The 25,663-nt window shown below is 60.8% G+C and carries 26 protein-coding genes; 12 read left to right on the top strand and 14 right to left on the bottom strand.

Features of this window, described 5'->3' with window-relative positions; genetic code table 11:
• Positions 1-28 precede the first annotated feature (28 nt).
• Entirely contained in the window at positions 29-577 is a 549-nt protein-coding gene (locus tag A7K61_RS02405; RefSeq protein ID WP_017341626.1) for a 3'-5' exonuclease, read from the bottom strand.
• A gap of 227 nt (positions 578-804) precedes the next feature.
• On the opposite strand from A7K61_RS02405, the gene A7K61_RS02400 reads away from it, so the two are divergent.
• The 3 genes from A7K61_RS02400 (at position 805) to A7K61_RS02395 (ending at position 2,861) form a co-directional block, all read left to right on the top strand.
• A complete protein-coding gene (locus A7K61_RS02400) occupies positions 805-1,443 on the top strand; it encodes an antitoxin Xre/MbcA/ParS toxin-binding domain-containing protein (protein WP_228758830.1) in 639 nt (212 codons plus the stop codon).
• A 362-nt stretch (positions 1,444-1,805) separates the two neighbouring features.
• Positions 1,806-2,198 (top strand): hypothetical protein, encoded by a 393-nt coding sequence (locus A7K61_RS32090; RefSeq protein WP_074059250.1) that lies wholly within the window; start codon positions 1,806-1,808, stop codon positions 2,196-2,198.
• A gap of 288 nt (positions 2,199-2,486) precedes the next feature.
• A complete protein-coding gene (locus tag A7K61_RS02395) occupies positions 2,487-2,861 on the top strand; it encodes a hypothetical protein (RefSeq protein WP_069556883.1) in 375 nt (124 codons plus the stop codon).
• Between the two features lie 136 nt (positions 2,862-2,997).
• On the opposite strand, the gene A7K61_RS02390 is transcribed toward A7K61_RS02395, so the two are convergent.
• Genes A7K61_RS02390 through A7K61_RS02365 form a run of 6 tightly spaced genes read right to left on the bottom strand, consistent with a single transcriptional unit; the run spans position 2,998 to position 8,675 of the window.
• Positions 2,998-3,930, bottom strand: a complete 933-nt coding sequence (locus A7K61_RS02390) for a phosphatidate cytidylyltransferase (RefSeq protein WP_014720583.1) — start codon at positions 3,928-3,930, stop codon at positions 2,998-3,000.
• Position 3,931: 1 nt separating this feature from the next.
• Complete coding sequence (locus tag A7K61_RS02385; RefSeq protein WP_003195812.1) at positions 3,932-4,552, bottom strand: 1-acyl-sn-glycerol-3-phosphate acyltransferase; 621 nt, start codon at positions 4,550-4,552, stop codon at positions 3,932-3,934.
• A 9-nt stretch (positions 4,553-4,561) separates the two neighbouring features.
• The gene (locus tag A7K61_RS02380) at positions 4,562-5,005 is read right to left on the bottom strand and encodes a hypothetical protein (RefSeq protein ID WP_044270111.1); all 444 of its coding nucleotides are present in this window, start codon (positions 5,003-5,005) and stop codon (positions 4,562-4,564) included.
• Entirely contained in the window at positions 4,995-6,293 is a 1,299-nt protein-coding gene (locus A7K61_RS02375) for a phosphatase PAP2/dual specificity phosphatase family protein (RefSeq protein WP_069556882.1), read from the bottom strand. Before A7K61_RS02375 ends, A7K61_RS02380 begins: the two co-directional genes overlap by 11 nt.
• A 2-nt stretch (positions 6,294-6,295) precedes the next feature.
• Positions 6,296-8,044: a bifunctional alpha/beta hydrolase/class I SAM-dependent methyltransferase gene (locus tag A7K61_RS02370; protein WP_069556881.1), complete on the bottom strand. Its 1,749-nt coding sequence runs from the start codon at positions 8,042-8,044 to the stop codon at positions 6,296-6,298.
• Between the two features lie 10 nt (positions 8,045-8,054).
• A complete protein-coding gene (locus tag A7K61_RS02365) occupies positions 8,055-8,675 on the bottom strand; it encodes a CDP-alcohol phosphatidyltransferase family protein (protein ID WP_069556880.1) in 621 nt (206 codons plus the stop codon).
• A 318-nt stretch (positions 8,676-8,993) separates the two neighbouring features.
• On the opposite strand from A7K61_RS02365, the gene hflK (A7K61_RS02360) reads away from it, so the two are divergent.
• The 8 genes from hflK (A7K61_RS02360) to cfaB all read left to right on the top strand — a co-directional run bounded on the left by hflK (A7K61_RS02360) (position 8,994) and on the right by cfaB (position 18,176).
• Positions 8,994-10,919, top strand: a complete 1,926-nt coding sequence (hflK, locus tag A7K61_RS02360; protein WP_069556888.1) for a protease modulator HflK — start codon at positions 8,994-8,996, stop codon at positions 10,917-10,919.
• Positions 10,920-10,928: 9 nt separating this feature from the next.
• On the top strand, positions 10,929-11,930 hold the full coding sequence (gene hflC / locus A7K61_RS02355; protein ID WP_161794309.1) for a protease modulator HflC: 1,002 nt from the start codon (positions 10,929-10,931) through the stop codon (positions 11,928-11,930).
• Positions 11,927-12,961, top strand: coding sequence for a protease modulator HflK (hflK, locus tag A7K61_RS02350; RefSeq protein WP_014720575.1), 1,035 nt, complete (start codon positions 11,927-11,929; stop codon positions 12,959-12,961). Before hflC ends, hflK (A7K61_RS02350) begins: the two co-directional genes overlap by 4 nt.
• Positions 12,958-14,844 carry a cation-translocating P-type ATPase gene (locus A7K61_RS02345; RefSeq protein WP_069556879.1) on the top strand — a complete coding sequence of 629 codons (1,887 nt, stop codon included), beginning with the start codon at positions 12,958-12,960 and terminating at the stop codon, positions 14,842-14,844. Before hflK (A7K61_RS02350) ends, A7K61_RS02345 begins: the two co-directional genes overlap by 4 nt.
• A gap of 116 nt (positions 14,845-14,960) precedes the next feature.
• A complete protein-coding gene (locus A7K61_RS02340; protein WP_003195792.1) occupies positions 14,961-15,212 on the top strand; it encodes a membrane protein in 252 nt (83 codons plus the stop codon).
• 67 nt (positions 15,213-15,279) lie between these two features.
• Complete coding sequence (locus tag A7K61_RS02335) at positions 15,280-16,125, top strand: DUF692 domain-containing protein (RefSeq protein WP_034134115.1); 846 nt, start codon at positions 15,280-15,282, stop codon at positions 16,123-16,125.
• Complete coding sequence (locus A7K61_RS02330; RefSeq protein WP_069556878.1) at positions 16,116-16,904, top strand: DNA-binding domain-containing protein; 789 nt, start codon at positions 16,116-16,118, stop codon at positions 16,902-16,904. Before A7K61_RS02335 ends, A7K61_RS02330 begins: the two co-directional genes overlap by 10 nt.
• An 87-nt stretch (positions 16,905-16,991) precedes the next feature.
• Positions 16,992-18,176: a C17 cyclopropane fatty acid synthase CfaB gene (gene cfaB / locus A7K61_RS02325; RefSeq protein ID WP_044270096.1), complete on the top strand. Its 1,185-nt coding sequence runs from the start codon at positions 16,992-16,994 to the stop codon at positions 18,174-18,176.
• 134 nt (positions 18,177-18,310) lie between these two features.
• Here cfaB and cls read toward each other — a convergent pair whose 3' ends face one another.
• Positions 18,311-19,750: a cardiolipin synthase gene (cls, locus tag A7K61_RS02320; RefSeq protein WP_047712769.1), complete on the bottom strand. Its 1,440-nt coding sequence runs from the start codon at positions 19,748-19,750 to the stop codon at positions 18,311-18,313.
• A gap of 130 nt (positions 19,751-19,880) precedes the next feature.
• Between cls and A7K61_RS02315 the strand changes: the two genes are divergently transcribed.
• Entirely contained in the window at positions 19,881-20,402 is a 522-nt protein-coding gene (locus A7K61_RS02315; protein ID WP_003195781.1) for a DUF3617 domain-containing protein, read from the top strand.
• Here A7K61_RS02315 and A7K61_RS02310 read toward each other — a convergent pair.
• From A7K61_RS02310 to folE2, 6 genes are read right to left on the bottom strand one after another with little or no spacing between them, the layout of a single operon-like run.
• Positions 20,399-21,736 carry a dihydroorotase gene (locus A7K61_RS02310; protein WP_069556877.1) on the bottom strand — a complete coding sequence of 446 codons (1,338 nt, stop codon included), beginning with the start codon at positions 21,734-21,736 and terminating at the stop codon, positions 20,399-20,401. The two genes, A7K61_RS02315 and A7K61_RS02310, sit on opposite strands and share 4 nt — an antisense overlap.
• Positions 21,737-21,739: 3 nt before the next feature.
• Positions 21,740-22,300 carry a DapH/DapD/GlmU-related protein gene (locus A7K61_RS02305; protein WP_005792581.1) on the bottom strand — a complete coding sequence of 187 codons (561 nt, stop codon included), beginning with the start codon at positions 22,298-22,300 and terminating at the stop codon, positions 21,740-21,742.
• Positions 22,297-23,175: a metal ABC transporter substrate-binding protein gene (locus A7K61_RS02300; protein ID WP_034134111.1), complete on the bottom strand. Its 879-nt coding sequence runs from the start codon at positions 23,173-23,175 to the stop codon at positions 22,297-22,299. Before A7K61_RS02300 ends, A7K61_RS02305 begins: the two co-directional genes overlap by 4 nt.
• 11 nt (positions 23,176-23,186) lie before the next feature.
• Entirely contained in the window at positions 23,187-24,053 is an 867-nt protein-coding gene (locus A7K61_RS02295; RefSeq protein ID WP_003195772.1) for a metal ABC transporter permease, read from the bottom strand.
• On the bottom strand, positions 24,054-24,722 hold the full coding sequence (locus A7K61_RS02290) for a metal ABC transporter ATP-binding protein (protein ID WP_069556876.1): 669 nt from the start codon (positions 24,720-24,722) through the stop codon (positions 24,054-24,056).
• A complete protein-coding gene (gene folE2, locus A7K61_RS02285; RefSeq protein WP_044270085.1) occupies positions 24,719-25,609 on the bottom strand; it encodes a GTP cyclohydrolase FolE2 in 891 nt (296 codons plus the stop codon). The genes A7K61_RS02290 and folE2 overlap by 4 nt, the downstream gene beginning before the upstream one ends.
• Positions 25,610-25,663 lie beyond the last annotated feature (54 nt).

The following is a 25,663-nucleotide window of genomic DNA, read 5'->3' as shown; positions in this document are numbered from 1 at the left end:
GCTTCGAGTCAGTGCGGTGGAAGGTAGGTCAGCGTTTACCTTTACCCGCTAGCATTAGTGCGAAGAGCTCTGCCTGAAAGCGGGCATCATCCAATGCGTTATGGTTCGGTTCGCTGAGTGGCTTCAGCGCAGCGGTCATTTTGGATGATTTTGTTTCCTGCCAGCTGCAACCTACAGCGCCCATAAAGTAGGCCTTCATGTCGATAGCGGTAAAACCAAAGGGGTTGGTTTCCAGGTATTTGTGGAAGTAGTAATTGACGAATGACCAGTCAAACGGTGCATTGAGTCCTACGAAAATGACCTTTTGCCCCGGTTGGCAGGACGATTTCAGCCATTGATCAAATGTCAGCATCGCCTGTTGCGGAGCGAGGCCCTCGCGCTCCAGCTTCTCCAGACTCAGCCCCGATACTGCCAGTGCTTCCGGGTCGTGTTTTGGACTGTCAGGTCGTAGTTCAAGATAGATGGACGTTACAGGTTGGGCTACAAGACAGGCTCCAATGGAAAGCAGACTGTATTCGCCTGGTATAGGCCCAGAAGTCTCGACGTCGACGGAAACATAAAGCTCATCAGGGTGCATGTCATATCCTTTCGTGTAGTTACCTGATCACGCTCAGGCTCTTAGCCATGTGAAGGTGGAAAGGCAGGTATAGCCATTGCCCCATTTTTTGCTGTTTCACTCGCTATCCGGCGTTCGAGCAGCGGCAGTGCCTGTCTACCAGCGGATTGCGCGTTCCTTTGGTCAGCTCTGGGCCCAAGCATAATGATGTGTGTCATTCTCTGATGGCGGATGAGGGCCGGACGATCATGAGTGAAACTGAGCGCTGGATAGTAAAATGCCAGAAAACTGAGGACGGTACTGGCGACATCATCATTGATCTGCCTCAAGAGTTGCTTGACCAAATGAGGTTAGGTGTTGGGGACGACCTGGAGCTAACGGTAGTGAATGGCACATTAGTCCTGACGCCCGTGTGCAACGCAACATCAGTGCGGCCCATGTTTGCTGGCGTCCTGCGTCAGGATGTCTATCATGCTTACCGCATGCGTCTGGAGACGCTTCTTCATATCTCTGTCAATGCTTCGGATCTGGACATTCACGACATGATAGTAGCTGGCTTCTCGGTCAGCCTGATCAAAATGCTTTGTGATGATGGAACCCTCAGCGACGAAGAACGCGACAGAATCATTCAACCCAAAACGCTCAAAACAAAACTGTCAGCCAATCAGCTTTTAACGTTGCATGAGAGCGATCGCCTGTTCCGGTTTGCACATATTACCGCCATGGCCGAGGTGATCTTCGGTGACAAAGGGAAGGCCAAACAATGGCTTTCCAAACCCAAAGCCCGTTTTTTGGGAGAAAGCCCATCGGCGATGGTCACTACAACCTTTGGCACACATCTAGTCGAAGAAATGCTGATTCAAGTGTCTGAGGGCATGTCATTTTGATTCAGCCGCAGCCAAACGGCTTCTACCGCTCCTTGAGTAACATGGATTTCATGCGCCTATACCGGCGTCGCCTTGCCGAATACGACATGCACGGGCATCCATGAAGCACTAGGTTTCACCCACATCGGCACCTACCGCTAGGTAGGGTTCACGCACGGCAATGGCATAGCTGGGTACTGGCGAAAACCCACTTTATCCGGTGACAGCTAGATAGAAATCATCCCGTTCAGTGGGATGAGGGGAGAAGACGGACCAGCTGTGAAATGGCCCAGTCTTCGGCATCGGAACCTCGTGTGTCGATGGGAGCTAAGCTGATTGATGCTTCTCGTTCGAATCGTTTTTTTGATCGGCCGGAGGTACAGATGAATCTGGCAGATTTTGTCTCAGTGCTTTCTGCGGGTGAGAAAATAGATGGGTGCCAACTCACCACCTCAGATGCTGTGGCCCTCGCCAGTCTGCATTTTCCTTCCCATGCCTATTGTCTTGTTGCTGATTGGGCAATATTGGATCTCGACATTCCAACACGTCAGCGAAAAGCCATTACGGATAGACAGCTAATTCCTGCTCTCGTTTACGCTTTGACCGTTATCCAAGACAGTAAAGGCCGCTTCCCGCCTGGTGATTGGGTCCGAACAACGCTGGGTGTTTCCTTCACCCATGACTGCTTATTTCGAACAAAAAACACAGTTTATGTGCTGATGGGGACTGGTCGAAGGTTGCACACGGATTTAGACATCGCACTGAGCCTGTGCTGAAAAAAGACTATTTCCGCACAGGTGAGTGACCGGTCGCGCTCACATAATATTTCGGCCTGAATGAACGCTCTCGCTGTTGTGTCAATCTATGTTGTTACCAATCGAGCCCCGTATTTGAAGTGCGACCCGTCTGTGTCAGTCTATGTTGCTGTCGTGTGGATCCCGGATCATCCTACAGGCCCCGATTTACGAGAGGGGCTGTGTCAAACTATGTTGTTGGTAACCAGGGGCTGTGTTTAACAGCCCCTTTTTTCGTTTTGGATTCGCTTAATTCAAGGATGCGTACTGATGCAAAGCTCTTCTGCGACTGTCCAGGCACGTTTGCACGATCGTCGGTTCGTGGTCGCGAATAACGCCCAAGGGTTGTCCGGTACCGGCACCGTGTTTCATTACAAAGTCGAAGACGGGGTGATTTCGAGCACTTACCAGGGTGGCCGAATTCGCCTGGGAACGCAGGTCGGGCGGGTGACCGGCCCAGATGCTATCGAGCTGCTTTATCAGTGCGTCACCCTGGATGGGGAGCTGCTTGCAGGGTGGTCACGAGGCACGGTAGGTGTTGATCACGCCGGGCGTACTACCCTGAGTTTCGTTTGGGGCTGGCTATCGGGTGCGACAGGAGGCGGAGAGTCTAGCTATGTCGAGATCACTGGCTTGAGGTATTGAAAGCACCACAAAACCTACAGGTAAGCGCATATTCCCTGTGGGAGCGGGCTTGCCCGCGAAGGCGGCGTGTCAGTCGCCTTCGCAGGCAAGCCAGCTCCCACATTTGGATCTCCATGGGTTTGTGAAAGGGGGTGGCTCAGGTCCACCAGTAGCGCACGAGATGAAAGAAGATCGGCGCCGCGAAGCACACCGAATCCAGCCGATCCAGCATCCCGCCGTGCCCTTCGATCATGTGCCCCCAATCCTTCACGCCACGGTCACGCTTGATCGCCGACATCACGATCCCGCCGGCAAACCCCAGCAAGTTGATCAGCAGCGCGATCAGGAACGACTGCCAGGGATTGAACGGTGTGGTCCACCACAGCGCTGCGCCGATCAGCGACGACAACAGGATCCCGCCGACAAAACCTTCCACGGTTTTCGACGGTGACAGGTTAGGCGCGATTTTGTGTTTGCCGAACAGCTTGCCGCACACGTACTGCAGCACGTCCGACAGTTGCACCACGATCACCAGGTAGGCGATCAGCAGTAGGTTACGGCCTTCGTAACCCGGTATGTCCAAGGTCAGCAGCGCTGGGACGAAGGACACGCAGAACACGGCGATCATCAGCCCCCATTGCACTTTCGACGCACGCTCCAGGAAGTGCGTACTGTCGCCGCCTAAGGAGGCGAGGATCGGTAGCAGCAGGAACACGTACACCGGGATGAAGATCGAGAACAGCCCATACCAGTCGGCGTAGATCAGCAGGTATTGCAGCGGCAGGGCCAGGTAAAACGCGGCCACCAGGGCCGGGTAGTCGCTGCGCCGGGTGGGTGTGAGGGTGAGAAATTCGCGCAGGGCGTAGAACGACACCGCGTAGAACAGCAGGATCACCGCGCCGGTGCCGAGCCAGAAGGCGATGCCGATGACCACCACCATTACCCACCAGGCGTTGATGCGGGCGTTGAGGTTGTCGATAACTGCGTTGGGGCTGCCACGGGTGCGCAGCTTGAGGATCAGGCCGATCAGCGAGGCGATGACCAGGATCGCGCCGATGCCGCCAAATAACATCAGGGTTTGGCTATCCATCTCAAGAATGCTCCGGGGCAAGGGCGAGCAGGGCGTCGCGGCTGCGGGCAAGGAAGGCGGCTTTGTCTTCGCCTTCTTCCAGTTGCAGGGGGGCACCGAAGCTGGTGGTGCATAACAAGGGCAGTGGCAACACGCGACCCTTGGGCATGACCCGGTTCAGGTTGGCTATCCACACGGGGACCAGCTCGGCTTGTGGGTAACTCTTTGCCAAGTGATACAAGCCGCTTTTGAACGGCAGCAAGCCATCCTCCAGATTGCGCGTGCCTTCGGGGAAAATGATCAGCGAGTCGCCGCCCTCCAACGCCGCAAGCATGGGCTGCAGAGGGTTATCCACAGGGTCCTTGCGCTCACGGTCGATCAGCACGCCATTAAACACTCGATTGATGATGTAGCGGCGCAGCGCACTCTTGTTCCAGTAATCACTGCCGGCCACCGGGCGTGTGAACTTGCGCAAGTTCTGCGGCAGCGATGCCCATACCAGCACGAAGTCGCCGTGGCTGCTGTGGTTGGCAAAGTAGATACGCTGCACCGGTACCGGCGCGCACCCCAGCCACAGGCTGCGGGCGCCGGTGACGGTGCGGGCCATGGAAGTAATCAGCGTGGCGACCACGGGTTCGAACATGGGAATTCCTTATCCGGCGAAAGGTAGCCAAGGGCTGGCGAGGATGACGCCCAGGGTCAGCAGCGCTTGCGCGCCCAGTAGCCAGGCTTGTTTACGCAACAGTTTGAGGGCGCCACGACGGCGTTCAGTCCAGGGGCGACCGGCTCGTTTGGGCGGTTGCAGGCCAAGGGTCTGCAGGGCCTGGTCGAGGTCTGGCGTGCGGGTGGTGTCGCGAGCGAGCAGGGCGAACAAGTCGGCGTCAAAGGCCACCCGCAGCGCCCAATATTTTTGCAACAGGCCCAGCACAATCATCCACAGGGCCAACAGCAAGCAAATGGTGGAAATACTGGCCAGCAACAACTGGGCGAGGCCGAACAGCACACCGAGCAGCGTCAGCCCTGTGGATAACTGATCCAATGATCGGCCACGGCGCAACAGGCTGGCGACGACCTGAAGTTCCATATCAGCAGGCATTTGGCAAACCCTCCAACGCTTGACGGTGTGCGGGGTGCAGGACCACATCGGCCCGCGCTGTACGAATAATAGTCAGCGCTTGCTCAACCGTGGCGGCGCGCCCCGTATTCAGCAGCCAGGCGGCGACGGCGGTGGCGCTGCGTGAGTAACCGAGGGCACAACACACCAACAGCGGGCCGCTCGCTCGCAGGCGTTCAATGGCGTGGGCGGCTTTCAGGCATTCATTGGGGGTTGGGGCGATCAGGTCCAGCACGGACACGCAGGCATATGCACGGCCTTGTGGATTCATCGGCAGTTCGGCGCATAAGTCGACGATGCTCGCGAATGAACGCTGTTCACCGGTTGTAGGAATGCGCCCAAGCCAGACGTTATCCACAATCAGGTCCGGCTGTGGATGTTTGCGTGTCCACAGCCGCGAATTGATCCAGGCGCCCGCCAGATAAGGCGCATACAACCAGCGGGCGGCAGGCGTCAGGCGGCCATCGTCGCGTTTTTGAAAGCCCGGCGCACCGAGTGCAAGGTAATTGGCCGTAATCAACCCCAAGGAAACCGCTGGCCATAGCAGCCATAGCCACCCGCCACCGAGCACCCAGGCCAGCGCCGTCAGGACCAAGGCACCTAACCCATAGCGCATCCCCAGCCGCCAGCGCTGGGAATCGCGCGTCAATCGCGCGCTCAGTAATGGGCTGGGATGCGCTACAGGCCATAACCACACGCACAGCCATCCCGCGAGGGCACCTGTGGGTAAGTCGATAAAGTGATGTTGATAAGTGGTCAGCACCGAAACGCCGATCAGCGTGAACCAGCCATGCACCACCCAACGCCAGAATCCTTGAGTGTGCCGCTGGTACATCACCCACAGGATCACCAGCAGAGCGATATGCAGCGAAGGTGCCTGGTTGAAGGGTTTGTCAAAACCGGCCAGCACCGCAAACAACCAACCGAATACACCGTCCAGTTCCGGCCGCTCAAATGTGAAGCGCAGTGGCCAGATCAGAAAGCAACTCACGGCAATCACCTGCGCACTCAGCAGGCGCAGCGCATGCTGTTTGAGCTCATGGCGTGTATTGGGCAGCAGCAGGGAGAAGCCGTAAAGCAGGTCGATGGACCAATAGGGCACGATGGTCCAGGCCCAGAACGGCATGTGGCTTTCCCAGCCGAACACCAGCGTGCCGACGTCACTGCGCTGGCTGGTGACCCAGGTGGCAAAGCCATAGGTGCTGAAAAACAGCGGTGCCAACAGCAGCAGCCAAAGCACCGCAGGTTTCAATAAACCGGGTTCGCGCATGTTCAGATCTTCTGTGCCAGGGACACGGTGAAAATGCCCCACTCATCCACGCGCTGGGTGATCTTGCGAAAGCCCGCCGCTTCGACGAGTTGGTCCATTTCTGCCTGGCTGCGTCGGCGCATCACCCAGGCCTGGCCCTGGCGGTGGCTGGTGAGCGCGCGGGCAATCAGCTCCAATTGTGGGTGCCACGGTTGGCCGGTGTAGACCAAGTAACCACCTGGCTCCACGGCTTCGGCCAGGCCCGCCAGCGAGCCGCCGACCATGGCGTTATCGGCAAACAATTCGTACAGGCCGGACACCACGGCCAATGTCGGCTTGGGGTCCAGGGCAGCCAGGTCAGCGCGGTCGAACGCATCGCCTTTGACGAACTGGGCGATGTCCCCCAGGCCCTTCTCGCGAATCAGCGCGCCACCGTCGCGCACGTTGATGTCGCTGTAGTCGCGCAGCAGGATCGATTCCGGCAGCGGCGATACGCCTTGCAAGGCTTCCAGGATGTAGCGGCCGTGGCCGGCGGCGATGTCGACAATGCGTACTTCGCGTTGGTCGTCACGCAGCTTGGCCATCGCCAGGCGCAGCAGCTCCTCGACGTTCAGCTTGCGCTGGCGAATACCGCGCCAGCCGATGGAGTTGAGGTAATTGGTGTCGATCATCCGCCCCAGCCCGCCCTTGCCGGTAGGCTTATTGCGATACACGTAGTCCAGCGTGCTGCCGGAGTCGAAGCCGGTATCGAAGCCCAGCTTCACCCCGTCCGACAGGTTTTTACCCAGGCCCATGCTGGCGCGGGTCATGCGCCAGTACAGGTCGCGCAGGGAATTGCGCGGCAGCGGTGCGGCGAGGGATTCGGATTCGGCGCACGTCGCGCCAAGTTTGTCTGCATCCAGTAAAGAAGCGCGGTCCAGCGGGTGGGCGAAGTTCTGCAGGATAAAGCGCTTGGCGCTGGTCACCGCCACGGCGCGATCACGTTCGCCGAGGGTGTCGTGAAAAAAGCCGGGGAGGATATGCAGCTCTTTTTTCAGGCTGCCGAGGCGGTCGAAAAACTGCTGCTGGGGTTTACGGTGCACCACAAAGTCGGAGCCCGAAATAAGCAGTTGGGTCGGCACCTGGATCGCCTGGGCGTCGGCGACAACCCGGTCGGCTGCTTCGTACAGACCCAGCAGCACATTCACCGAAATGGCCTTGGTGATTAGTGGATCGTTGTCGTAGGACGCCACGCGTTCCGGGTCATGGCTGAGAAACTTGGCCTTGACGTAGCTGTTGACGAAAAAGTTGCCGCGAAACTTGCGCATCAGTGCCAGGCCGGGGCGGGCGAAGGGCACGTACAGCTTGACCTTGAAGGCTGGCGAGGCGAGCACCAGGGCGCGGATTTTCGGTGCGTAGTCATGAACCCAGGTGGCCGCGATTACCGCACCGACGCTTTGGGCGATGACGGCGAGGTCTTCCTCTTCGATGCCGTAGGTGGCATTGATGTGGTCACAGAACGTCTGCACGTCGCGGGCGCTGGTGGCAAAGCTGGGGCTGTCGCCGCGCTCGCCGGGGGATTGGCCGTGGCCACGGGCGTCCCAGGCGAAGAAGTCGAATTCAGGCAGGCCCAGCTCATCCACCAGGTGGGCAATGCGCCCTGAGTGCTCATGGCCGCGATGGAACAACAGGATCGCCTTGCGCGGCCCGGCACCTGCCGTGGCCGGCCAGTGCCGGTAGAAAAGCTCGACGCCATCATGGGTACTGAAGGTGTGCTGTTGCTGTTCGCGCATCGCAAAATCCTTATGCAGAAGGGAGAGATTGTTGTTCTTTGAGGCCCTGACGCACCCGGTTGACCAAGGTGTAGGCGAGCAGGGCGGCCACCAGCCACATCACCACCTCCACCCAACCGGCGCCGAGCCAGCCTAGCGCCACGCCAGTGGCCAGCACCCCGAGCACGAACGCCCGATCACTCTTGCCCATGGGCCCGTCATAACGGCGCGACGCGCCCACCATCGGCCCCAGCACCCCGGCGTATTCGCTGAATACCGCCAGCAGCGTCACCAGCAGCACCGGTGCCAGGCTCACATCGGGGATCAATGCAAAGGGCAGGATCAGCGCGCTGTCGGCGATCACATCGCACAGTTCGTTCAGGTAAGCACCGAGGCGCGACTGTTGGCCGAATTCCCGGGCGAGCATGCCGTCAATGGCATTGAGGGCCATGCGCACAATCATCCACAGCGGGATCAGTGCAAACAGCCAGAGGTGTTGGGCAAAGCCCGCGATCAACAGCCCCACCAGCAGGGAAACAACCCCGGCCAGCACGGTGATCTGGTTGGCGGTGGTGCCGTTGTCATAGAGGCGCTGCACGAGAGGGCGCAGCAGGTTTTGAAAACGCGGTTTGAGTTGGTAGATGGAAATCATGGGGGTGGCGCTTCCTTGTCCGTGAACCCGCGAAAAACTGTTTTGAAGTGTGCCGACTTATTGTTGCCGACACTAGTGATGGCTTGCGTTTATAGGGGTTTAGTCATTGTATTAAGCACGGCGCAGGTCGAATGTGGGAGCGGGCTTGCTCGCGAATGCGGTTTGTCAGTAAAAGATATTCTGTCTGGCACACCGCATTCGCGAGCAAGCCCGCTCCCACAGGGGATTTACGGTGGCATTTGGATTGGGGGTTTCGAACAAAAATTTCACGCTTCGTGTTATATCGTAACGAATTGTGTACAAGTGGGCGTTGAGCAGATGCAAGTGGATCTAGAGGCTGACGGGGCTTCGGTTGAAGGCCTCGCGCGTTTTCAGCAGGGGCTATTCCACGCCCGTCGATTGCGCCAGGCCGGTATCGGCCTGACGACCCTGGCCCTCAGCGGTTGGATATTGGCGCTGTTTGTAGCGTTGTTTGCACCCCTGTCGATCTGGCCGGTGGTATTGATCAACTGCGCGTCGGCCTTGCTGCTGCTGGTGGCCGGGTTGCAGTCGGCCTGGTGGGTGGCCGATTGGCGTGCCCAGGCGCTGGAAGCGCCGAGCGGTGAAGCGGTCGAACAATCCATCGAGCCCACACCCTGGCATAAAGGCCTGATCAACCGGTTCGGCAACGGCCTGTTGGCGCAGATTGGCGCGCCGGTGCTGTGGTTGGGCGGCTGGTCGCTGTTGGCGCTGGTCAGCATCCTGCAGTTCTGGAACTTGGGATTGCCCGCTGCCGCCATCGGGCAGTCGGCAAGTATTGGCGCAGCGCTCGCATTGGCCCTGGCGTTTGGCCTGTTGGTATTCGAACGCCGTTTGGCCCAGGAAACTGCCGCCCAATGGCCGGAAGCCTCACAGCTGGCGCAGTTGAGCCGGATGGCAATTATCTGCCTGGTGATCAGCGCGATCTGCCTGCTGTTTGCCAGTGCAGAGTCGGTCTGGCCGTTGCGCCTGGCCACTCTCATCGGGCTGTTGCCAGCGTTGGTGGCGTTGGAGTTCCTGCTCAGGGGCGTGCTCTCGTTGTTCAGCCCGCGCCAGCCGCGCCTCGAACCGCGCTTGATGGCGCAGAGTTTCATCGCCGGCCTGCTGCGTTGGCCGCCGCAACCCTTGCTGGCGTTGCAGCATGAACTGCACAACCGCTTTGGCATCGACCTGCGTCAGATCTGGGCCTTTACCTACATGCGCCGGGCGTTTTTCCCGGTGCTGCTGGTGGTGCTGGCGGTAGGTTGGGCGCTGACCGGTGTGCATGAAGTGCCCCTGCAAGGCCGTGGGATTTATGAGCGCTTTGGTAAACCGGTCGAGGTGTTCGGCCCCGGGCTGCATGCGGGTTTGCCCTGGCCGTTGGGCCGCGTACTCAACGTGGAAAACGGCGTGGTGCATGAGCTGGCGACCAGCGTCAGTGACGCCGCCACACCGCAGTTGGCTGGCGCGGAAGGCCCGGCGCCGTTGATCGCCAACCGCCTGTGGGACGCCAGCCATGTGAATGACAAATCCCAGGTGATTGCCAGCAGTAGCGGCGACAAGCAGGGCTTCCAGATCGTCAATATGGACGTGCGCTTTGTCTACCGCATCGGCCTCACCGATCAGGCTGCGCTTGCTGCCACCTACAACAGCGCGGATATCCCGACCCTGATCCGCAGCACCGCCAGCCGCATTCTGGTGCACGATTTTGCCTCGCGCACCCTGGATGAATTGCTCGGGGAAGAGCGCACCAGCCTCGGCGACGAGATTGGCCGCAGCGTGCAAGCCGACCTGCAAACCCTCGACAGCGGTGTGGAAATCCTTGCCACGGTGGTCGAGGCGATCCATCCGCCGGCCGGTGCCGCTAACGCTTACCACGGTGTGCAAGCCGCGCAGATCGGCGCCCAGGCGCTGATCGCCCGTGAACGCGGTGCCGCCAGCGAGCAGACCAACCAGGCGCTGCTGCAAGCCAGCACTGCCCGCGATCAGGCCCAGGCCACTGCCCGCGAAGTGAATGCTGGCGCCCAAGCAGCAAACCTGCGCTTTGCCGCCGAACAAAAGGCCTACGCCGCTGCGGGCCAAGCCTTCGTGCTGGAACAGTACCTGGGCCAACTGAGCCAGGGCCTGGCCCAGGCCAAGCTGCTTATTCTGGATCATCGTTTGGGCGGCGACAGCGCGCCGACGATCGATCTGCGTTCTTTTACCTTGCCCGCCGACCCGTCGGCGCCGCGCAAAGCCGTTCAATAAGGAGTTCGTCTGTTGAGCGCTCATTCCCACGATCATGATCACGGTCATCACCACCATCACGGCCACCACCATCACCATCACGGCGATGAGCAGGCGGCCGGGCCTTTTCCCTGGCGCCGCATGGCGTGGGCGGTGTTGCTGGTGCTGTTTGCCGTGGCAGCGGCGAGCCTGGTGCAAGTGCGCTCCGGCGAGGCCACGGTGATTACCCGCTTCGGCAACCCCGCGCGCGTGCTGCTGGAGCCTGGCCTGGGTTGGCGCTGGCCGGCACCGTTCGAAGCAGCGATCCCGGTGGACCTGCGCCTGCGCACCACGTCCAGCGGCTTACAGGATGTGGGCACCCGCGATGGCCTGCGGATTATCGTGCAGGCTTACGTGGCGTGGCAGGTGCAGGGCGATGCCGACAACGTGCAGCGCTTTATGCGTGCGGTGCAGAACCAGCCGGATGAAGCAGCGCGGCAGATTCGTACCTTCGTCGGCTCGGCGTTGGAAACCACCGCAGCCAGCTTTGACCTTTCCAGCCTGATCAATACCGACGCCAACCAAGTGCGCATCGCCGATTTTGAAGCGCAGTTGCGCCAGCAGATTGATCAACAATTGCTCACCACGTATGGCGTGCGTGTGGCGCAGGTCGGCATCGAGCGCTTGACGCTGCCGTCGGTGACCCTCACCGCCACGGTTGATCGCATGCGCGCCGAGCGTGAAACCATCGCCACCGAACGCACCGCCGTGGGCAAGCGCGAAGCCGCGCAGATCCGCTCCGCTGCCGAACGTGATGCGCGCATCATGCAGGCCGATGCCACTGTGAAAGCCGCTGATATCGAAGCGCAGTCGCGGGTTGAAGCTGCGCAGATTTATGGTCGCGCCTACGCGGGCAATCCGCAGCTATATAACCTGCTGCGCTCGCTGGATACCTTGGGCACGGTGGTCACGCCGGGGACCAAGATCATCCTGCGCACCGACGCCGCGCCTTTTCGCGCCTTGGTGGACGGGCCCAAGGACCTGCAGCCATGAGCGAGCCTGAAAGCCCGGACAGCCCGTGGATCCAGGCCGGGCGCCTGACGTTCCTGGCACTCTACGCGGTCACCGTATTAGCGGCGTTGGCCTGGGCCTTTTCCAATGTGCGCCAGATCGACCCGCAGAATCGCGCCGTGGTCTTGCACTTTGGCGCCCTCGATCGCATTCAGAACGCCGGGTTGTTGCTGGCCTGGCCGCAACCTTTTGAGCAAGTCATCCTGCTGCCAGCGGCCGACCGGGTGATCGAACGTCGGGTGGAAAACCTGCTGCGTTCCGACGCGGCGTTGCAGGCGGATCGCGTGGCCAGTTTCGCCACGCCGTTAAGCGATGCCCTGGCCGGTTCCGGCTACCTGCTGACCGGTGATGCCGGGGTGGTGCAACTGGACGTGCGGGTGTTCTACAAGGTGACCGAGCCCTACGCCTTTGTGTTGCAGGGCGACCACGTGCTGCCGGCCCTGGATCGGCTGGTGACACGCAGCGCAGTGGCTCTTACCGCTGCGCGGGATCTGGACACCATCCTGGTAGCGCGCCCGGAACTGATCGGCAGCGACAATGGCGCCGCCGAACGCCGTGAGCGGCTGCGCGGCGACCTGGTGCAAGGCATTAATAAACGCCTGGCGGAGTTGGCGGCCAGCGGCTTGGGGCTGGGTATCGAAGCCACCCGCGTCGATGTGCAATCGAGCCTGCCTGGGCCTGCGGTGAATGCGTTCAACGCCGTACTGACCGCCAGCCAGCAGGCTGATAAAGCCGTGGCCAACGCACGTACTGAAGCGGAAAAGCTCACCCAGACCGCCAACCAGGAGGCTGACCGCCAAGTGCAAGTCGCCCACGCCCAGGCCAGCGAGCGCTTGGCCAATGCCCAGGCGCAAACCGCTACCGTTGCCAGCCTGGCCCAGGTCAAAGACCCCGGTTTGCTGTTGCGCCTGTACCGCGAACGCCTGCCGAAGATTCTCGGCCAGGCCGGTTCGGTAACCACCGTCGATCCCAAAGACGACTCCCGCTTGATCATCCAGGGAGCCGAACAATGAGCGCACCCATGCTGACCTCAGCCGAACAACGCAGCGCTGCCCGGCAATTGACCTTGGCGATGCTCGCCCTGGGCTTGCTCGTGCTGGGCCTGGTGTGGCGCTGGCTCGCGCCCGACCAGAGCGGCGTCAGCCAGCTGCTGTTGGGCGTGGCTTCGCTGTTGGTGGCGGTGCCGGTGATGCGTTCAGCCTGGTACAGCCTGCGCTTTCCGAGCCTGCACGGCATCACCGACCAATTGATCGCCCTGGCCATGCTCGGCGCTTGGGCCACGGGCGATCTGCTCACCGCCGCGTTGCTACCGATCATCATGATCTTCGGCCATGTGCTGGAAGAACGCAGCGTGATTGGCTCCCAGGAAGCGATCCATGCCTTGGGCAAACTCACCCGCAGCCACGCCCGCCTGGTGCAGGCAGACGGGACCATCACCGAAGTGGATAACGGCACCTTGAACACCGGCGATATCGTCGAAGTGCGGGCCGGTGACCGCGTGCCGGCCGATGGCGTGGTGTTGTCCGGCCAGGCGAGCCTGGACACGGCGCCGATCACCGGCGAGTCGGTGCCGTTGGAAGCGAGCGTGGGCGTGCAGGTTTTTGGTGGGGCGATCAACCTCGATGGCCTGCTGCGCCTTGAGGTCACGCGCACCGGTAACGAATCGACGTTGGGCAAAGTCATTGCGCTGATGCAGAACGCCGAGCGGTCCAAGCCGCCGATCACCCGACTGCTGGAGCGCTATGCCGGCAGCTACATGGTGCTGGTGTTGCTGCTGGCGGCCGTCACCTGGTTTGTCACCAATGACGCCCAGGCGATTCTCGCGGTGCTGGTAGCGGCGTGCCCCTGTGCCTTGGTGCTGTCGGCACCGGCCACGGCGATTGCCGGGATCGCCGTGGCGGCGCGCCATGGCATTCTGATTCGCAGCTCGGCGTTCCTGGAAGAGCTGGCCGACCTGACATCACTGGTGGTCGACAAGACCGGCACCCTGACCTTTGGCACCCTGCGCTTGCAGTCCATCGAGACCCGCGCGCCGGATCGCCAAAAGCTGCTGAACCTGGCGGCCAGCCTCGGTTCGGCGAGCAGTCACCCGGTCAGCCGAGCGTTGGCGGGGTTGGCGAGCCAGGAGCAGATGCTGGTGCTTAGCGACATCCGCGAGCGTCAGGGCCTGGGCGTGGTCGCCCAGACCGAGCAGGGCGAAGCAGCGCTGGGACGGCCGGAGTTATTTGAACAGTTGGGCATCGTCACCACCGCCGTGCCCATCCACGATGGCCCGATTGCCGGGTTAGCGTTGAACGGCGAGTTCCTGGCCTGGCTGCTGTTGGCCGACAGCGTCAAACCCGAAGCGCGCCAGGCCCTGCAAGAGCTGCGTGACTTGGGCCTGGGCCGCCAACTGCTGCTGACCGGCGACCGCCAAAGCGTGGCCGACAGCCTGGCGCTGGACGTGGGCATCAGTGATGTCGAAGCCCAAGCGCTGCCGGAAGACAAGCTCAATCGCGTGCTGGGCGAAATCAGCAGTGGCTTCAGGCCAATGGTGGTGGGCGATGGCATCAACGACTCCCTGGCGCTCAAGGCCGGCGTGGTTGGCGTGGCCATGGGCGCGGGCGGTGCAGACATCGCCCTGGCCTCGGCGGACGTGGTGTTGATCGGCAGCGACTTGCGCCGCCTGGGCACTTGCGTGCGCTTGAGTCGCCAGTGTCGGCAGACGTTGCAGGTCAACGTGATCATTGGCTTGGGCTGGACGCTGGCCATTGTGGTGTTCGCCGCATTTGGCTGGTTGGGGGCGGCGGGCGCGATGATCGCGGCGGTGCTGCACAACCTCAGTACCTTGCTGGTATTGGGTAATGCCGGGCGTTTGCTGCGCTTCCAGGAGCCGCTGTTGAAGCTCGATGAATAATTTCAAAAATATTTGCTTACGGCTGTAACGCCGATAGGGGACCTCACTCTAGTGCTGTGTCGAGACTGAACAATCCGTTCAGACCGGCTCCACTACTGATCATGAGGAATACAACAATGAGCATTAAATCCGCTGCTGCTGGTGCCGCCCTCGCAATGGCCGCCGCTTCTCTTTTTGCTGGTGTGGCCACCCAGGTACAAGCCGCAGACGCCACCGTGCACTGCTACGGCGTGACCTCCTGCAAAGGCATGAACGATTGCAAAACCAAGGACCACGCGTGCAAGGGCCAGGGCGAGTGCAAAGGGATGGGCTTCAAGGCCATGACCAAGTCGGCCTGTGACGCCGCTGGCGGTAAAGTCGGCGAGTAACCGGCACACGAGTGCAACCGCGGCGGCTGCCTGCCACCGCTGCGGACACTTTGCCCTGGAGTGAGTCATGTCCGCGTCCCTTCCAAGTCTGGGTTACGGCCTGGGTTTACGCAGTGAGTACTACCACCAGATCCTTGAACAGTCGCCGGCCGTGGATTGGTTCGAAGTGATCTCCGAAAATTACTTGGTACAGGGCGGCAAGGCCTTGTACTACCTGGATGCGATAGCCGAGCGTTACCCCTTGGTGATGCACGGTGTGTCGTTGTCCATCGGCGGGCCGCATGCCCTCGATACCGATTACCTGAACCACATCAAACAGCTCGCAGAGCGCATTCAGCCGGCGTGGATTTCCGATCACCTGTGCTGGAGCCGCGGTAGTGCGCATCAGCTACACGATTTGCTGCCCCTGCCTTACACCGAAGAAAGCCTCTACCACGTGGCCGGCCGCGTACGTCAGGTGCAGGACGTGTTGCAGCGTCCGCTGGTGCTGGAAAATGTCTCCAGCTATGTGCGTTCCAAGGCGGATGAGTTCACCGAGTGGGAGTTCCTCAACGCCTTGGCCCACCTGAGCGGCTGCCAGTTGCTGCTGGACGTCAACAACGTCTACGTCAGCGCACGTAACCATGGTTTTGATGCCTGGACCTTCATTCGCAACCTGCCACCCGAAAGCATTCGCCAGCTGCATTTGGCGGGGCATATGGACTATGGCGACTATGTGGTCGATACCCATGACCATCCCGTGTGCGACCCGGTGTGGGCGCTGTATCAGCAAACTCTGGAGCATTTGGGCCCGGTGTCGACGTTGCTGGAACGCGATGACCATTTTCCGCCCTTCGAAGAGTTGCTCACCGAGTTGAACAAAGCCCGTGAATTGGGTGCCAGCGCCTTGGCCCGGAGAGCGTTATGCGCCTGATCGACTGGCAGTTGGCGTTTGAGCAGCATCTATTATCCGAAGCCCCCGCGGCCAACAGCGGCTTTGCCGCCACCTTGCTGGGAGGGCCGACGTTGGATGTGGAGACCGGCCTGGCGATTTACCACAACGCCTACCTGTCACGCCTGCAGGAGGTGCTGCGCCATGACTTCGGTGCCATCTGGTATTGGCTGGGAGATGAGGCGTTTTGCTCACTGACCGAGGCCTACATCCGCCGTTATCCGTCGGCCCATTACAGCGTGCGCTGGTTGGGCGAGCGCTTTGCGTTGTTTATCGTTGAGCATTTGATGGCTGAGCAAAGTGCGCCTTTGGCTGAGTTGGCGCGCTTGGAGTGGGCGTTCACCTTGGCGTTTGACGCACCCGAAGGGGAGCCGCTGACATTGAATGACATGGCGCACCTGGCGCCTGAAGATTGGCCCACCTTGCAGGTTGCGCTGGCGCCTTCGGTACAGCAGCTGCTTTGCCGTTTCAACACAGTGGCAATCTGGCGAGCCAGCAAGGATGAATCAGACTTCCCAGGCAGCCAGGCGCTGGACCCGGCACAAATCTGCCTGGTGTGGCGCCACGAGAACCGCTGCCACTACCGCAGCCTGGAAGCCGCTGAAGCCTGTGCGATGGCGGGCATGGTGACCACGGGTTGGAATTTTTCAGAACTGTGTACTGAGCTGGCGGTCACTTATTCAGAGGGGGCGTCGCTGCAAGCGGCCACTTGGCTGAAACAGTGGGTCCAAGAAGGTTTGCTCGAGCGCCGAGCGCCATAGAAGGGGGGCTATTGATTCGATAGCTTCCTACTTTGTTTGGCATGGTCTACCCTCACAGCAGACGTCTGAAACAAGGGGGGACTACTCATGCTCGCGCAACTTCCACCGGCCTTACAGAATCTTCAGCTACCGCTGCGTCTTCGACTCTGGGACGGCCATGAATTCAACTTGGGCCCTGAGCCCAGCGTCACCATCGTGGTCAAGGACCCCACGGTTGTATCCAGGCTCACCCATCCAACGCTCGACTCGCTGGGCGAAGCCTTCGTTGAGGGAAAACTGGAGCTGGAAGGCTCCATCACCGAAGTGATCAGGGTATGTGACGAGTTGAGTCACGCTTTGGTCGATGACGACGAGGAGAGTCGTCCGGTGCGCTCGATTCACGACAAGGCCACGGACGCCGCTTCTATTTCCTACCATTACGACCTGTCCAACGAGTTCTACCAGCTATGGCTGGACCAGGACATGGCGTACTCCTGCGGTTATTTCGAAACCGGCAGCGAGTCGCTCGACCAGGCCCAACAAGACAAATTCCGCCACCTGTGCCGCAAGTTGCGGCTGCAACCGGGTGAGTATCTGCTGGATGTGGGCTGCGGCTGGGGCGGGCTGGCGCGCTATGCCGCGCGGGAGTTCGGGGTCAAGGTGTTCGGCATCACCTTGAGCAAGGAACAACTGGCGCTGGCCAAGGAGCGGGTGAAAGCCGAAGGCCTGGAAGACCAGGTCGACCTGCAGTTGCTCGACTACCGCGACCTGCCCCAGGATGGCCGTTTCGACAAAGTGGTAAGCGTGGGCATGTTCGAACACGTCGGCCACGCCAACCTGGCGCAGTACTGCCGCACCCTGTTCGGCGCGGTGCGTGAAGGTGGCCTGGTGATGAACCATGGCATCACCGCCAAGCACACCGACGGTCGCCCCGTGGGCCGTGGCGCCGGCGAGTTTATAGAGCGCTACGTGTTCCCCAACGGTGAACTGCCGCACCTGGCGATGATGACGGCCGAAATCAGTGAAGTGGGGCTGGAAGTGGTCGATGTCGAAAGCCTGCGTATGCATTACGCCCGCACATTGGACCATTGGAGCGAACGCCTGGAAGACAACCTGGAAGCGGCAGCGAAGATGGTACCGGAGCAGGCGCTACGCATCTGGCGGCTGTACCTGGCCGGTTGCGCTTACGCGTTTGCCCGTGGCTGGATCAACCTGCACCAGATTCTGGCAGTCAAACCCCATGCCGATGGCGGGCATGAACTGCCGTGGACGCGGGAAGATCTCTACCGCTGAGCACGTTCAAAACCGTAGGAGCGAGCTTGCTCGCGAAAAACGTCAACGATAACGCGTGCTTGCTGAATGAACGCGGCGCCTGGGAGTTTTTCGCGAGCAAGCTCGCTCCTACATTATTGGTTTTGTGTTGGCGGTTAGAGGATGGGTGAGATCAAGCGCGCCACGCGCATGCCCAGTTGTTGCAGGCGACGGGTCTCGCGGCTTTCTTCCTGGCTGACTTCATGGGCCAGGGCGAAGTCGTCCAGCAGCATCTGTTCAACCTGGCTGGCGAAGGCTTCATCCACCGTCAGCAGCATCACTTCAAAATTCAGCCGGAACGAACGGTTGTCCATGTTGGCACTGCCAATGGCGCTGATTTCGCTGTCCACCAACACCACCTTCTGATGCAAAAAGCCCGGCGTGTAGCGAAACACCCGCACGCCCGCTCGCACCGCTTCGTTGGCATACAGGCTGGATGCGGCATACACGATGCGATGGTCCGGCCGTGACGGCAGCAGCAGGCGCACATCGACCCCGCGCAACACCGCCAGGCGCAGGGCGGCAAACACCGCCTCGTCGGGAATGAAGTAGGGGCTGGTGATCCATACGCGCTCGGTCGCGGCATGGATGGCCTCGACGAAAAACAGCGAGCAGGTTTCATAAGGGTCCGCCGGTCCGCTGGCGAGCAACTGGCAAAGCACGCCGTCTTCCGGGTAGGCGTCCGGCAGGATCAGCGGCGGCAGTTCCCGTGCGGCCCAGAACCAGTCCTCGGCGAACGACTCCTGCAGGCACGCCACCACTGGGCCGGTGACTTGCACATGGGTATCGCGCCATGGCGCCAGCGGCGGTTTTTTACCCAGGTATTCATCGCCTACGTTGTGCCCACCGACAAACCCGGTGATGCCGTCTACCACTACGATCTTGCGATGGTTACGGAAGTTGACCTGGAAGCGATTGAGCCAGCCACTGCGGGTAGCGAACGCCTTGACCTGCACGCCAGCGTCACGCAGCGCTTGCACATAACGATGGGGCAGGGCGTGACTGCCGATGCGGTCGTACAGCACGTAAATGGCTACGCCCTGAGCGGCTTTTTCCTTCAACAGGGCCTGTAACTGGCGGCCCAGTTCGTCATCGTGAATGATGAAAAACTGGAACAGCACCGCGGTCTTTGCGTGACGGATAGCCTCGAAGATCGCGCCGAAGGTGGCATCGCCATTGATCAACAGGCGCACTTCATTGTTGGCCAGGCACGGCATACGGCCCAGCTTGGGCATGGCGCGCAAGGAGGCATAGGCGCTGGAGTTGCGCGCTGCGAGCGCTTCCTCCACCCATGGGCGCCAGTTCAACTCGGTGATGGCCGTGTGCATTTCCTGGTTGGCCTGGCGACGGGCCTGGATGTACGCGTCGAAGGTGCTGCGGCCAAAAATCAGGTAGGGGATCAACGTCAGGTAGGGCATGAACATCAGTGACAGCGCCCAGGCGATCGAGCCTTGTGCGGTGCGCACAGTCAGTACCGCGTGGATCGCGGCGAGCGTTCCCAGAAAGTGCAGCGTGGCAATGACGTAGGCGAGCAGGTGCGGGCCAAAGAAATCCATGAACGACGTAACTCCAGGCAGTCCAGTGCGTAACAGACCATGAACGGCTGTGAATGTCGCTATTTTATTTGCCATGCAACACTGGCTGCTTTGCGACGTCTAACGCCCACAATTACCCAGGAGTTACCCGATGAATGCTCGTCTGCTTGGTTTGGCCATGGTTGTTGGTTTGTCGCTGCCTGTGGCGGCGCAGGCGCAGATGCTGGCGCCGGGCTTGTGGGAATTGACCACCAGCAATATGAAAGTCGATAACCAGGACCTGCCGGACTTGTCGCTGATCCTCGGTCAACTCAAGCAACAGATGACCCCTGAACAGCGCGCCATGCTCGAAAAGCAAGGCATCAACATGGCCGGTAAGGGCGTGCAGGTGTGCCTGACCCCGGCTCAGGTGGCCTCCGATTCGATCCCGCTGACCGACCCTCAATCGGGCTGCAAACAGGAAGTCACCGACAAGAGCGGCAACCAGTGGAAATTCCGCTTCAGTTGCCCGAAAGCCCAAGGCACTGGCGTGGCAACGTTCCAGAGCCAGAAAGAATTCACCACCAGCGTCAACGGTACCTTCAATGCCACCGGTATCCAGCAGAAGGGTAGCCTGGACAGCCACGCCCAGTGGCTGGGTAACGATTGCGGTACCGTTAAACCCCGCGCTTAACGCCCAAACTGCAGGGGCAAGCCCTGGCAACTGTTGACCACCTGGCCGTTGTGCCAGGCCAGGTGGCCGCTGACCAACGTTGTACTCACGCTGTGGCGAAAGCTGCGCTCTGCAAAGGGGGTCCAGCCGCAGCGGGCGAGGATGGGTTGGCTGCTGACCGGCTTGCCGGCAGGCTCCGGTTTGATCAGTACCAGGTCGGCCCAATAGCCTTCACGCACGTAGCCGCGATCAGCAATGGCGAACAGGTCGGCCACGCGGTGGCTGGTCTTGGCGACCAATGTGGTGAGGGGCAAATGCCCGTCGGCCACCAACTCCAGTAACGCCGGCAGGGCATGCTGCACCAGGGGCAAGCCTGAGGGTGCTTGCCGATAGGCCAACTGTTTTTGCGCCCAGGTATGTGGCGCATGGTCGGTGCCAATCACATCCAGACGGTCACTCAACAATGCCAGGCGCAGCGCGTCGCGGTCGGCGCGGGTCTTGATCGCCGGGTTGCATTTGATCTGATGGCCAAGGCGGTGGTAATCGCGGTCATCGAACAGCAGGTGGTGCACGCAGACTTCGGCAGTGATGTGCTTGTCGGCCAGGGGCTTGTCTTCGAACAGCGCGAGTTCGCGCGCGCTGGTCAGGTGCAACACATGCAGGCGCGTGCCATGACGTTTGGCCAATTCCACGGCGAACGATGACGAGCGATAACAGGCCTCGGCATCGCGGATCAGCGGATGAGCCACGGCGGGAATATGCTCGCCGAAGCGTTCGCGCAGGCGCTGCTCGTTGGCCAGGATGCTGGGCGTGTGTTCGCAGTGAGCGAGCAGGATGGTCGGCACCTCGGCAAACAGGCGCTCCAGAATGCGTGGATCGTCCACCAGCATATTGCCGGTGGAGGCACCCATGAACACTTTGACCCCAGCCACTTCACGGGGGGCAAGGGCCGCGACGGTGTCGAGGTTGTCGTTGCTCACGCCAAAGTGAAAGCCGTAGTTGGCCACTGAGTGCAGTGCGGCACGGCGCTTTTTATCGGCCAGGGCTTCCAGGCTCAGAGTGGCCGGGTGAGTGTTGGGCATGTCCATGAAGCTGGTGATGCCACCGGCCACCGCCGCGCGGGATTCGCTGTAGAAGCTGCCTTTTTCCGGCGCGCCGGGTTCGCGAAAATGCACTTGGTCGTCGATCATCCCTGGCAGTAGCCACTGGCCGTTGGCATCGATTTCCACCGGTTCGTTATCGCCTTGAATGCTGGTGGCAATCTTCTCGATACGGCCATTGGCGATCAGTAAGTCGGCGTCGAATACCTGGCCTTCGTTGACCAGGCGGGCGTTGCGGATCAGCAGGCGGCTCATGGTTCAGAACTCGTTTTGCAGGGCTTTGTAGCCGCGTACCAGGTCGACGTTGGTGCGTGCCACGTCTTCGGAAAACTCCGAGGCGCTGACACTCACCGGCGGGAACTGCGACAAGTCGGTGTTGGGGCCGATACGCGTCGTAGAGGGCACGTAGAAAGCAGCGGGCAAATCGCGGCCGTCGACCACCGAGTTGTGGCGCACCACGCATCCATCGCCCACGGCGCAGTTGAACAGCACGCTGTTGAAGCCAATAAACACACGGTCGCCCACCGTGCAGGGGCCGTGGACGATGGAGCGGTGCGCGATGGAGGTGAATTCGCCGATGGTCACCGCTGCGCCGGATTTGGAGTGGATGACCACGCCATCCTGGATGTTGGAGTTGGCGCCGATGGTGATCGGGTCCATGGCGCCGCTGGCATCGACTTCGTCGGCGCGGATCACGGCGTAGGGGCCGACGAACACGTTCTCGCCGATGATGACTTTGCCGCAGATGATCGCGGTCTTGTCGACGTAGGCCGACTCTGCAATCACCGGCAGGTCGCCGGAAGGATTTTTGCGGATCATGGCTGGCTCAGTGCGGCGCACAGGGTGTTGAGGTTGTATTCGAACAGCCCGATAAAGGTGCTGGCCGGGCCTTCTGCTGCGAGGGCGTCGGAGTACAGCGTGCCGCCGATCTGTGCGCCGCTTTCGTCAGCGATCTGCTTGAGCAGGCGCGAGTCTTTGATGTTTTCCATGAACACGGCTTTGACCTTGTCCTTGCGAATCTGGGTGATCAGCGCGGCGACTTCAGCGGCCGAAGGGTCACGTTCGGTGGACAAACCCTGGGGCGCGAGGAACTGGATGCCATAGGCCTGGCCCAGGTAACCGAAAGCGTCATGGGAGGTGACGATGCGGCGGTTACCCGGTGGCAGGGCGCCGAACTTGGCCTTGGCCTCGTCCAGCAGGCTATGGATTTGCTTGAGGTAGGCCTGGCTGTTACGCAGGTAGGCGGTCTTGTTGGCAGGGTCGGCGGCCACCAGGGCCTTGGTGATGTTGCTCACATAGATTTCGGCGTTGGCCAGGTTGTGCCAGGCGTGCGGGTCGGGAATGGTTTCCCCATCCTCGTCCATGGTGTGGGAAATCACGCCTTTGCTGGCGGTGACCACCGTTGCCTTGGTTTCGGTGCTGGTAACCAGGCGGTCCAGCCACGGCTCGAAACCCAGGCCGTTCTTGATGATCACCTTGGCCTTGAGCAGTGCCTTGGCGTCATCCGGCGTGGGTTCATAGGTATGGGCATCGGCGTCCGGGCCGACCATGTTGCTGATCTGGATATGCTCGCCACCGATCTGGTGGGTGATGTCATCGAGAATACTGAAGCTGGTGACCACTTGGAGCTTGTCTGCCGCGTGAGCCATCGACAGCGGTAGCAGCAGACTGAACAGCACGAGTAGAGCGCGCATGGGGAAACACCTCATTGGGATGTGAGCAAAGGCGGGCGGCGCAACAAACCGTGCACCGGACCGAACACCACGGACAACAAATACCCAGCGCCCGCCACCAGCACGATCGCCGGGCCGCTGGGCAGTGAGTAGTAGAACGACAGCAGCAGACCCAACCACACCGACAGGCAGCCCAGCAGCGCCGATACTGCGATCAACACCGGCAAGCGTCGGCTCCAGAAGCGTGAGGCGATGGCCGGCAACATCATCAAGCCGACCACCATCAGCGCGCCGATGGCCTGGAAACCGATCACCAGGTTCAGCACCACCAGGGTCAGGAATACGCCATGGGCGAGGGGGCCGAGGCGGCTGACCGTTTGCAGGAACAGCGGGTCGAGGGTGTCCAATAGCAGCGGTTTGTAGATCAGCGCCATGGCGATCAGGCTGAAACCCGAAACCCAGAGCATGCCGGTCAGGGTGGTTTGATCCACGGCCAGGGCGGAGCCGAACAACAGGTGCAGCAGGTCCAGACGCTTGCCGGCAAGGCCCAGGATCAGTACGCCGGCGGCAAGAGAGATGGGGTAGATGGCCGCGAGGCTGGCGTCTTCGCGCAGACCGGTGCGGCGGGTGATCCACGCGGCCAGGCCGGCCATGCTCAGGCCTGCACCCAGGCCGCCGAGGGTCAGCGCGGGCAGGCTCAGCCCCGCGAACCAGAAGCCCAGGGCGGCGCCGGGCAGGATGCCGTGGGCTACCGCATCACCGATCAGGCTCATGCGCCGCAGGATCAGAAACACCCCCAGCGGCGCCGTGCTGCAGGCCAGTACCAAACCGCCGATGAGTGCGCGGCGCATAAAAACGAATTCATGAAACGGCAGCCACAAGTGCGCAGTGAAGTGCATTCAGGCCACCTGCATCTGCGGTTGCGGGCGGATCAGCGCTTTGCTGGGGCCGAATAGGCAGCCGGTGTTTTTGATCTGCAGTACGTGCTGGGTGTGGTGGCGCACGGAGGCCAGGTCATGGCAGACGATGACCAGGGTGCGGCCTTCGCTGTGCCAGGCATGGATGTGTTTCCAGCACAGCGCCTGGCCATCCTCGTCGAGGGCTGCGTGAGGTTCGTCGAGTAGCAGAACGGGCGCCTCGGCCAGGCTCATGCGTGCCAGCAGGGCGCGCTGCAATTCGCCGCCGGACAATGCCATCAAGGGGCGGTGTTCCAGGCCAATCAGACACCAGTCTTCCAGCACCGCTTGCAGGCGTTGGCTGCGTTGTTGAGCGGTGTATTGGGTGCCCCAAAAACCTGCAGCCACCAGTTCTTGCAGGCTGATAGGAAACTGGCGGTCCAAGTGTTGCTGCTGGGGCAAGAAGGCCAGGCCGCCACGGCGTGGAACATCCACGATGACTTTTCCCGCCAAAGGCTTTTGCAGGCCGGCGATGACTTTGAGCAGGCTGCTCTTGCCCGTGCCGTTGGCGCCGATGATGCCGGTGAGGCTGCCTTTTTGCAGGGTCAAATCCAGTGCCGGGGTGAGCGGTTGCCCGGGGGCACCCCAGCGCAACGCGTTGCAGATGATCATGCAGAAGCTCTCGTCCAGCGGCTTTCAGCCACGGCATCGTGCGCGTGCAGGCTTTCGGCGTGGATCACTTTGAGGTGGAAGGCGTTGATGGCATCCGAGCGTTTCAAGGCGAGGTTCAGGCGGCGAGCGGCGTCCTCGCAGAACATCAGGTTCTGCCCGTTGGCCAGGGCGAAGGCTTGTTCGTCTGCGCGTTTCACCGCGGTTTGTACGGCGGTGCCGAGCGCGGCTTCGGCAGCGTTGATCAAGTCGACTATCGGCAGGTCAGTACCTTGCAGATGAACGTGCAACTGCGCGCTGCTGCGTTGGCTGTGGGGTGTGGCGACGATGCCGTTGGCGCTGCCGAGCCAGGCCAGCACCGCTTCATGCTGTAACGGCGTGTTGGCGAAATCATCGACAAATTGCTGCTGAATCAACTGCCTGGCGAGGGCGGCGGAGCAAGGGCAGGTTGAAGAGTAAGTAACGTCAATTTTTAGTTCCACGTGGAACATCTGGTTTTCTAGACGTGCTTCGATGCTCACCGGGTAGGTCTTCCAGCCGGCTAATGGGCTGACCAGTGCAGGACGTTTAAGCAGTAACTGGGTATGGATGCGCAGGTAAGCGTTCTTAGATAAACCTTCATGTGTGTCGAGAAAACGCTGCAGTACATTACGCAGCAGTGCCGATGTCAGCGGCTGTTGATCAAGCATTTCCAGGGCCAGGTACAGGCGTGACATATGAATGCCACGGGCCGTGCCGTCGTCCAGGCTTACACCCGCGTCAGCGGTGGCGGCCAGGTGTTGACCGTCAATCAGGATCGGCAAGGCGATGCCGCACATCCCCACCCAGTCGAGTGGCAAGGCTTGGCGTGAAGCCTGCGCGGCGATATCCGGCAGAGTCAGCGCATTCATAAGCAGGTCCATCGTTGGAAATAATTCGACATGTTATAGTATAACAATACGAGC

It is taken from the genome of Pseudomonas sp. AP42, assembly GCF_001728935.1.
Taxonomy (GTDB): domain Bacteria; phylum Pseudomonadota; class Gammaproteobacteria; order Pseudomonadales; family Pseudomonadaceae; genus Aquipseudomonas; species Aquipseudomonas lactis.
This window is presented reverse-complemented; position numbering and strand designations above follow the sequence as displayed.

Bases quoted from the DNA above. Each gene is read 5' to 3' on its own strand.
- A7K61_RS02405 (WP_017341626.1), bottom strand. From the start codon at position 577: ATGCACCCTGATGAGCTTTATGTTTCCGTCGACGTCGAGACTTCTGGG.
- A7K61_RS02400 (WP_228758830.1), top strand. From the start codon at position 805: ATGAGTGAAACTGAGCGCTGGATAGTAAAATGCCAGAAAACTGAGGAC.
- A7K61_RS32090 (WP_074059250.1), top strand. From the start codon at position 1,806: ATGAATCTGGCAGATTTTGTCTCAGTGCTTTCTGCGGGTGAGAAAATA.
- A7K61_RS02395 (WP_069556883.1), top strand. From the start codon at position 2,487: ATGCAAAGCTCTTCTGCGACTGTCCAGGCACGTTTGCACGATCGTCGG.
- A7K61_RS02390 (WP_014720583.1), bottom strand. From the start codon at position 3,930: ATGGATAGCCAAACCCTGATGTTATTTGGCGGCATCGGCGCGATCCTG.
- A7K61_RS02385 (WP_003195812.1), bottom strand. From the start codon at position 4,552: ATGTTCGAACCCGTGGTCGCCACGCTGATTACTTCCATGGCCCGCACC.
- A7K61_RS02380 (WP_044270111.1), bottom strand. From the start codon at position 5,005: ATGCCTGCTGATATGGAACTTCAGGTCGTCGCCAGCCTGTTGCGCCGT.
- A7K61_RS02375 (WP_069556882.1), bottom strand. From the start codon at position 6,293: ATGCGCGAACCCGGTTTATTGAAACCTGCGGTGCTTTGGCTGCTGCTG.
- A7K61_RS02370 (WP_069556881.1), bottom strand. From the start codon at position 8,044: ATGCGCGAACAGCAACAGCACACCTTCAGTACCCATGATGGCGTCGAG.
- A7K61_RS02365 (WP_069556880.1), bottom strand. From the start codon at position 8,675: ATGATTTCCATCTACCAACTCAAACCGCGTTTTCAAAACCTGCTGCGC.
- hflK (WP_069556888.1), top strand. From the start codon at position 8,994: ATGCAAGTGGATCTAGAGGCTGACGGGGCTTCGGTTGAAGGCCTCGCG.
- hflK (WP_014720575.1), top strand. From the start codon at position 11,927: ATGAGCGAGCCTGAAAGCCCGGACAGCCCGTGGATCCAGGCCGGGCGC.
- A7K61_RS02345 (WP_069556879.1), top strand. From the start codon at position 12,958: ATGAGCGCACCCATGCTGACCTCAGCCGAACAACGCAGCGCTGCCCGG.
- A7K61_RS02340 (WP_003195792.1), top strand. From the start codon at position 14,961: ATGAGCATTAAATCCGCTGCTGCTGGTGCCGCCCTCGCAATGGCCGCC.
- A7K61_RS02335 (WP_034134115.1), top strand. From the start codon at position 15,280: ATGTCCGCGTCCCTTCCAAGTCTGGGTTACGGCCTGGGTTTACGCAGT.
- A7K61_RS02330 (WP_069556878.1), top strand. From the start codon at position 16,116: ATGCGCCTGATCGACTGGCAGTTGGCGTTTGAGCAGCATCTATTATCC.
- cfaB (WP_044270096.1), top strand. From the start codon at position 16,992: ATGCTCGCGCAACTTCCACCGGCCTTACAGAATCTTCAGCTACCGCTG.
- cls (WP_047712769.1), bottom strand. From the start codon at position 19,750: ATGGATTTCTTTGGCCCGCACCTGCTCGCCTACGTCATTGCCACGCTG.
- A7K61_RS02315 (WP_003195781.1), top strand. From the start codon at position 19,881: ATGAATGCTCGTCTGCTTGGTTTGGCCATGGTTGTTGGTTTGTCGCTG.
- A7K61_RS02310 (WP_069556877.1), bottom strand. From the start codon at position 21,736: ATGAGCCGCCTGCTGATCCGCAACGCCCGCCTGGTCAACGAAGGCCAG.
- A7K61_RS02305 (WP_005792581.1), bottom strand. From the start codon at position 22,300: ATGATCCGCAAAAATCCTTCCGGCGACCTGCCGGTGATTGCAGAGTCG.
- A7K61_RS02300 (WP_034134111.1), bottom strand. From the start codon at position 23,175: ATGCGCGCTCTACTCGTGCTGTTCAGTCTGCTGCTACCGCTGTCGATG.
- A7K61_RS02295 (WP_003195772.1), bottom strand. From the start codon at position 24,053: ATGCACTTCACTGCGCACTTGTGGCTGCCGTTTCATGAATTCGTTTTT.
- A7K61_RS02290 (WP_069556876.1), bottom strand. From the start codon at position 24,722: ATGATCATCTGCAACGCGTTGCGCTGGGGTGCCCCCGGGCAACCGCTC.
- folE2 (WP_044270085.1), bottom strand. From the start codon at position 25,609: ATGAATGCGCTGACTCTGCCGGATATCGCCGCGCAGGCTTCACGCCAA.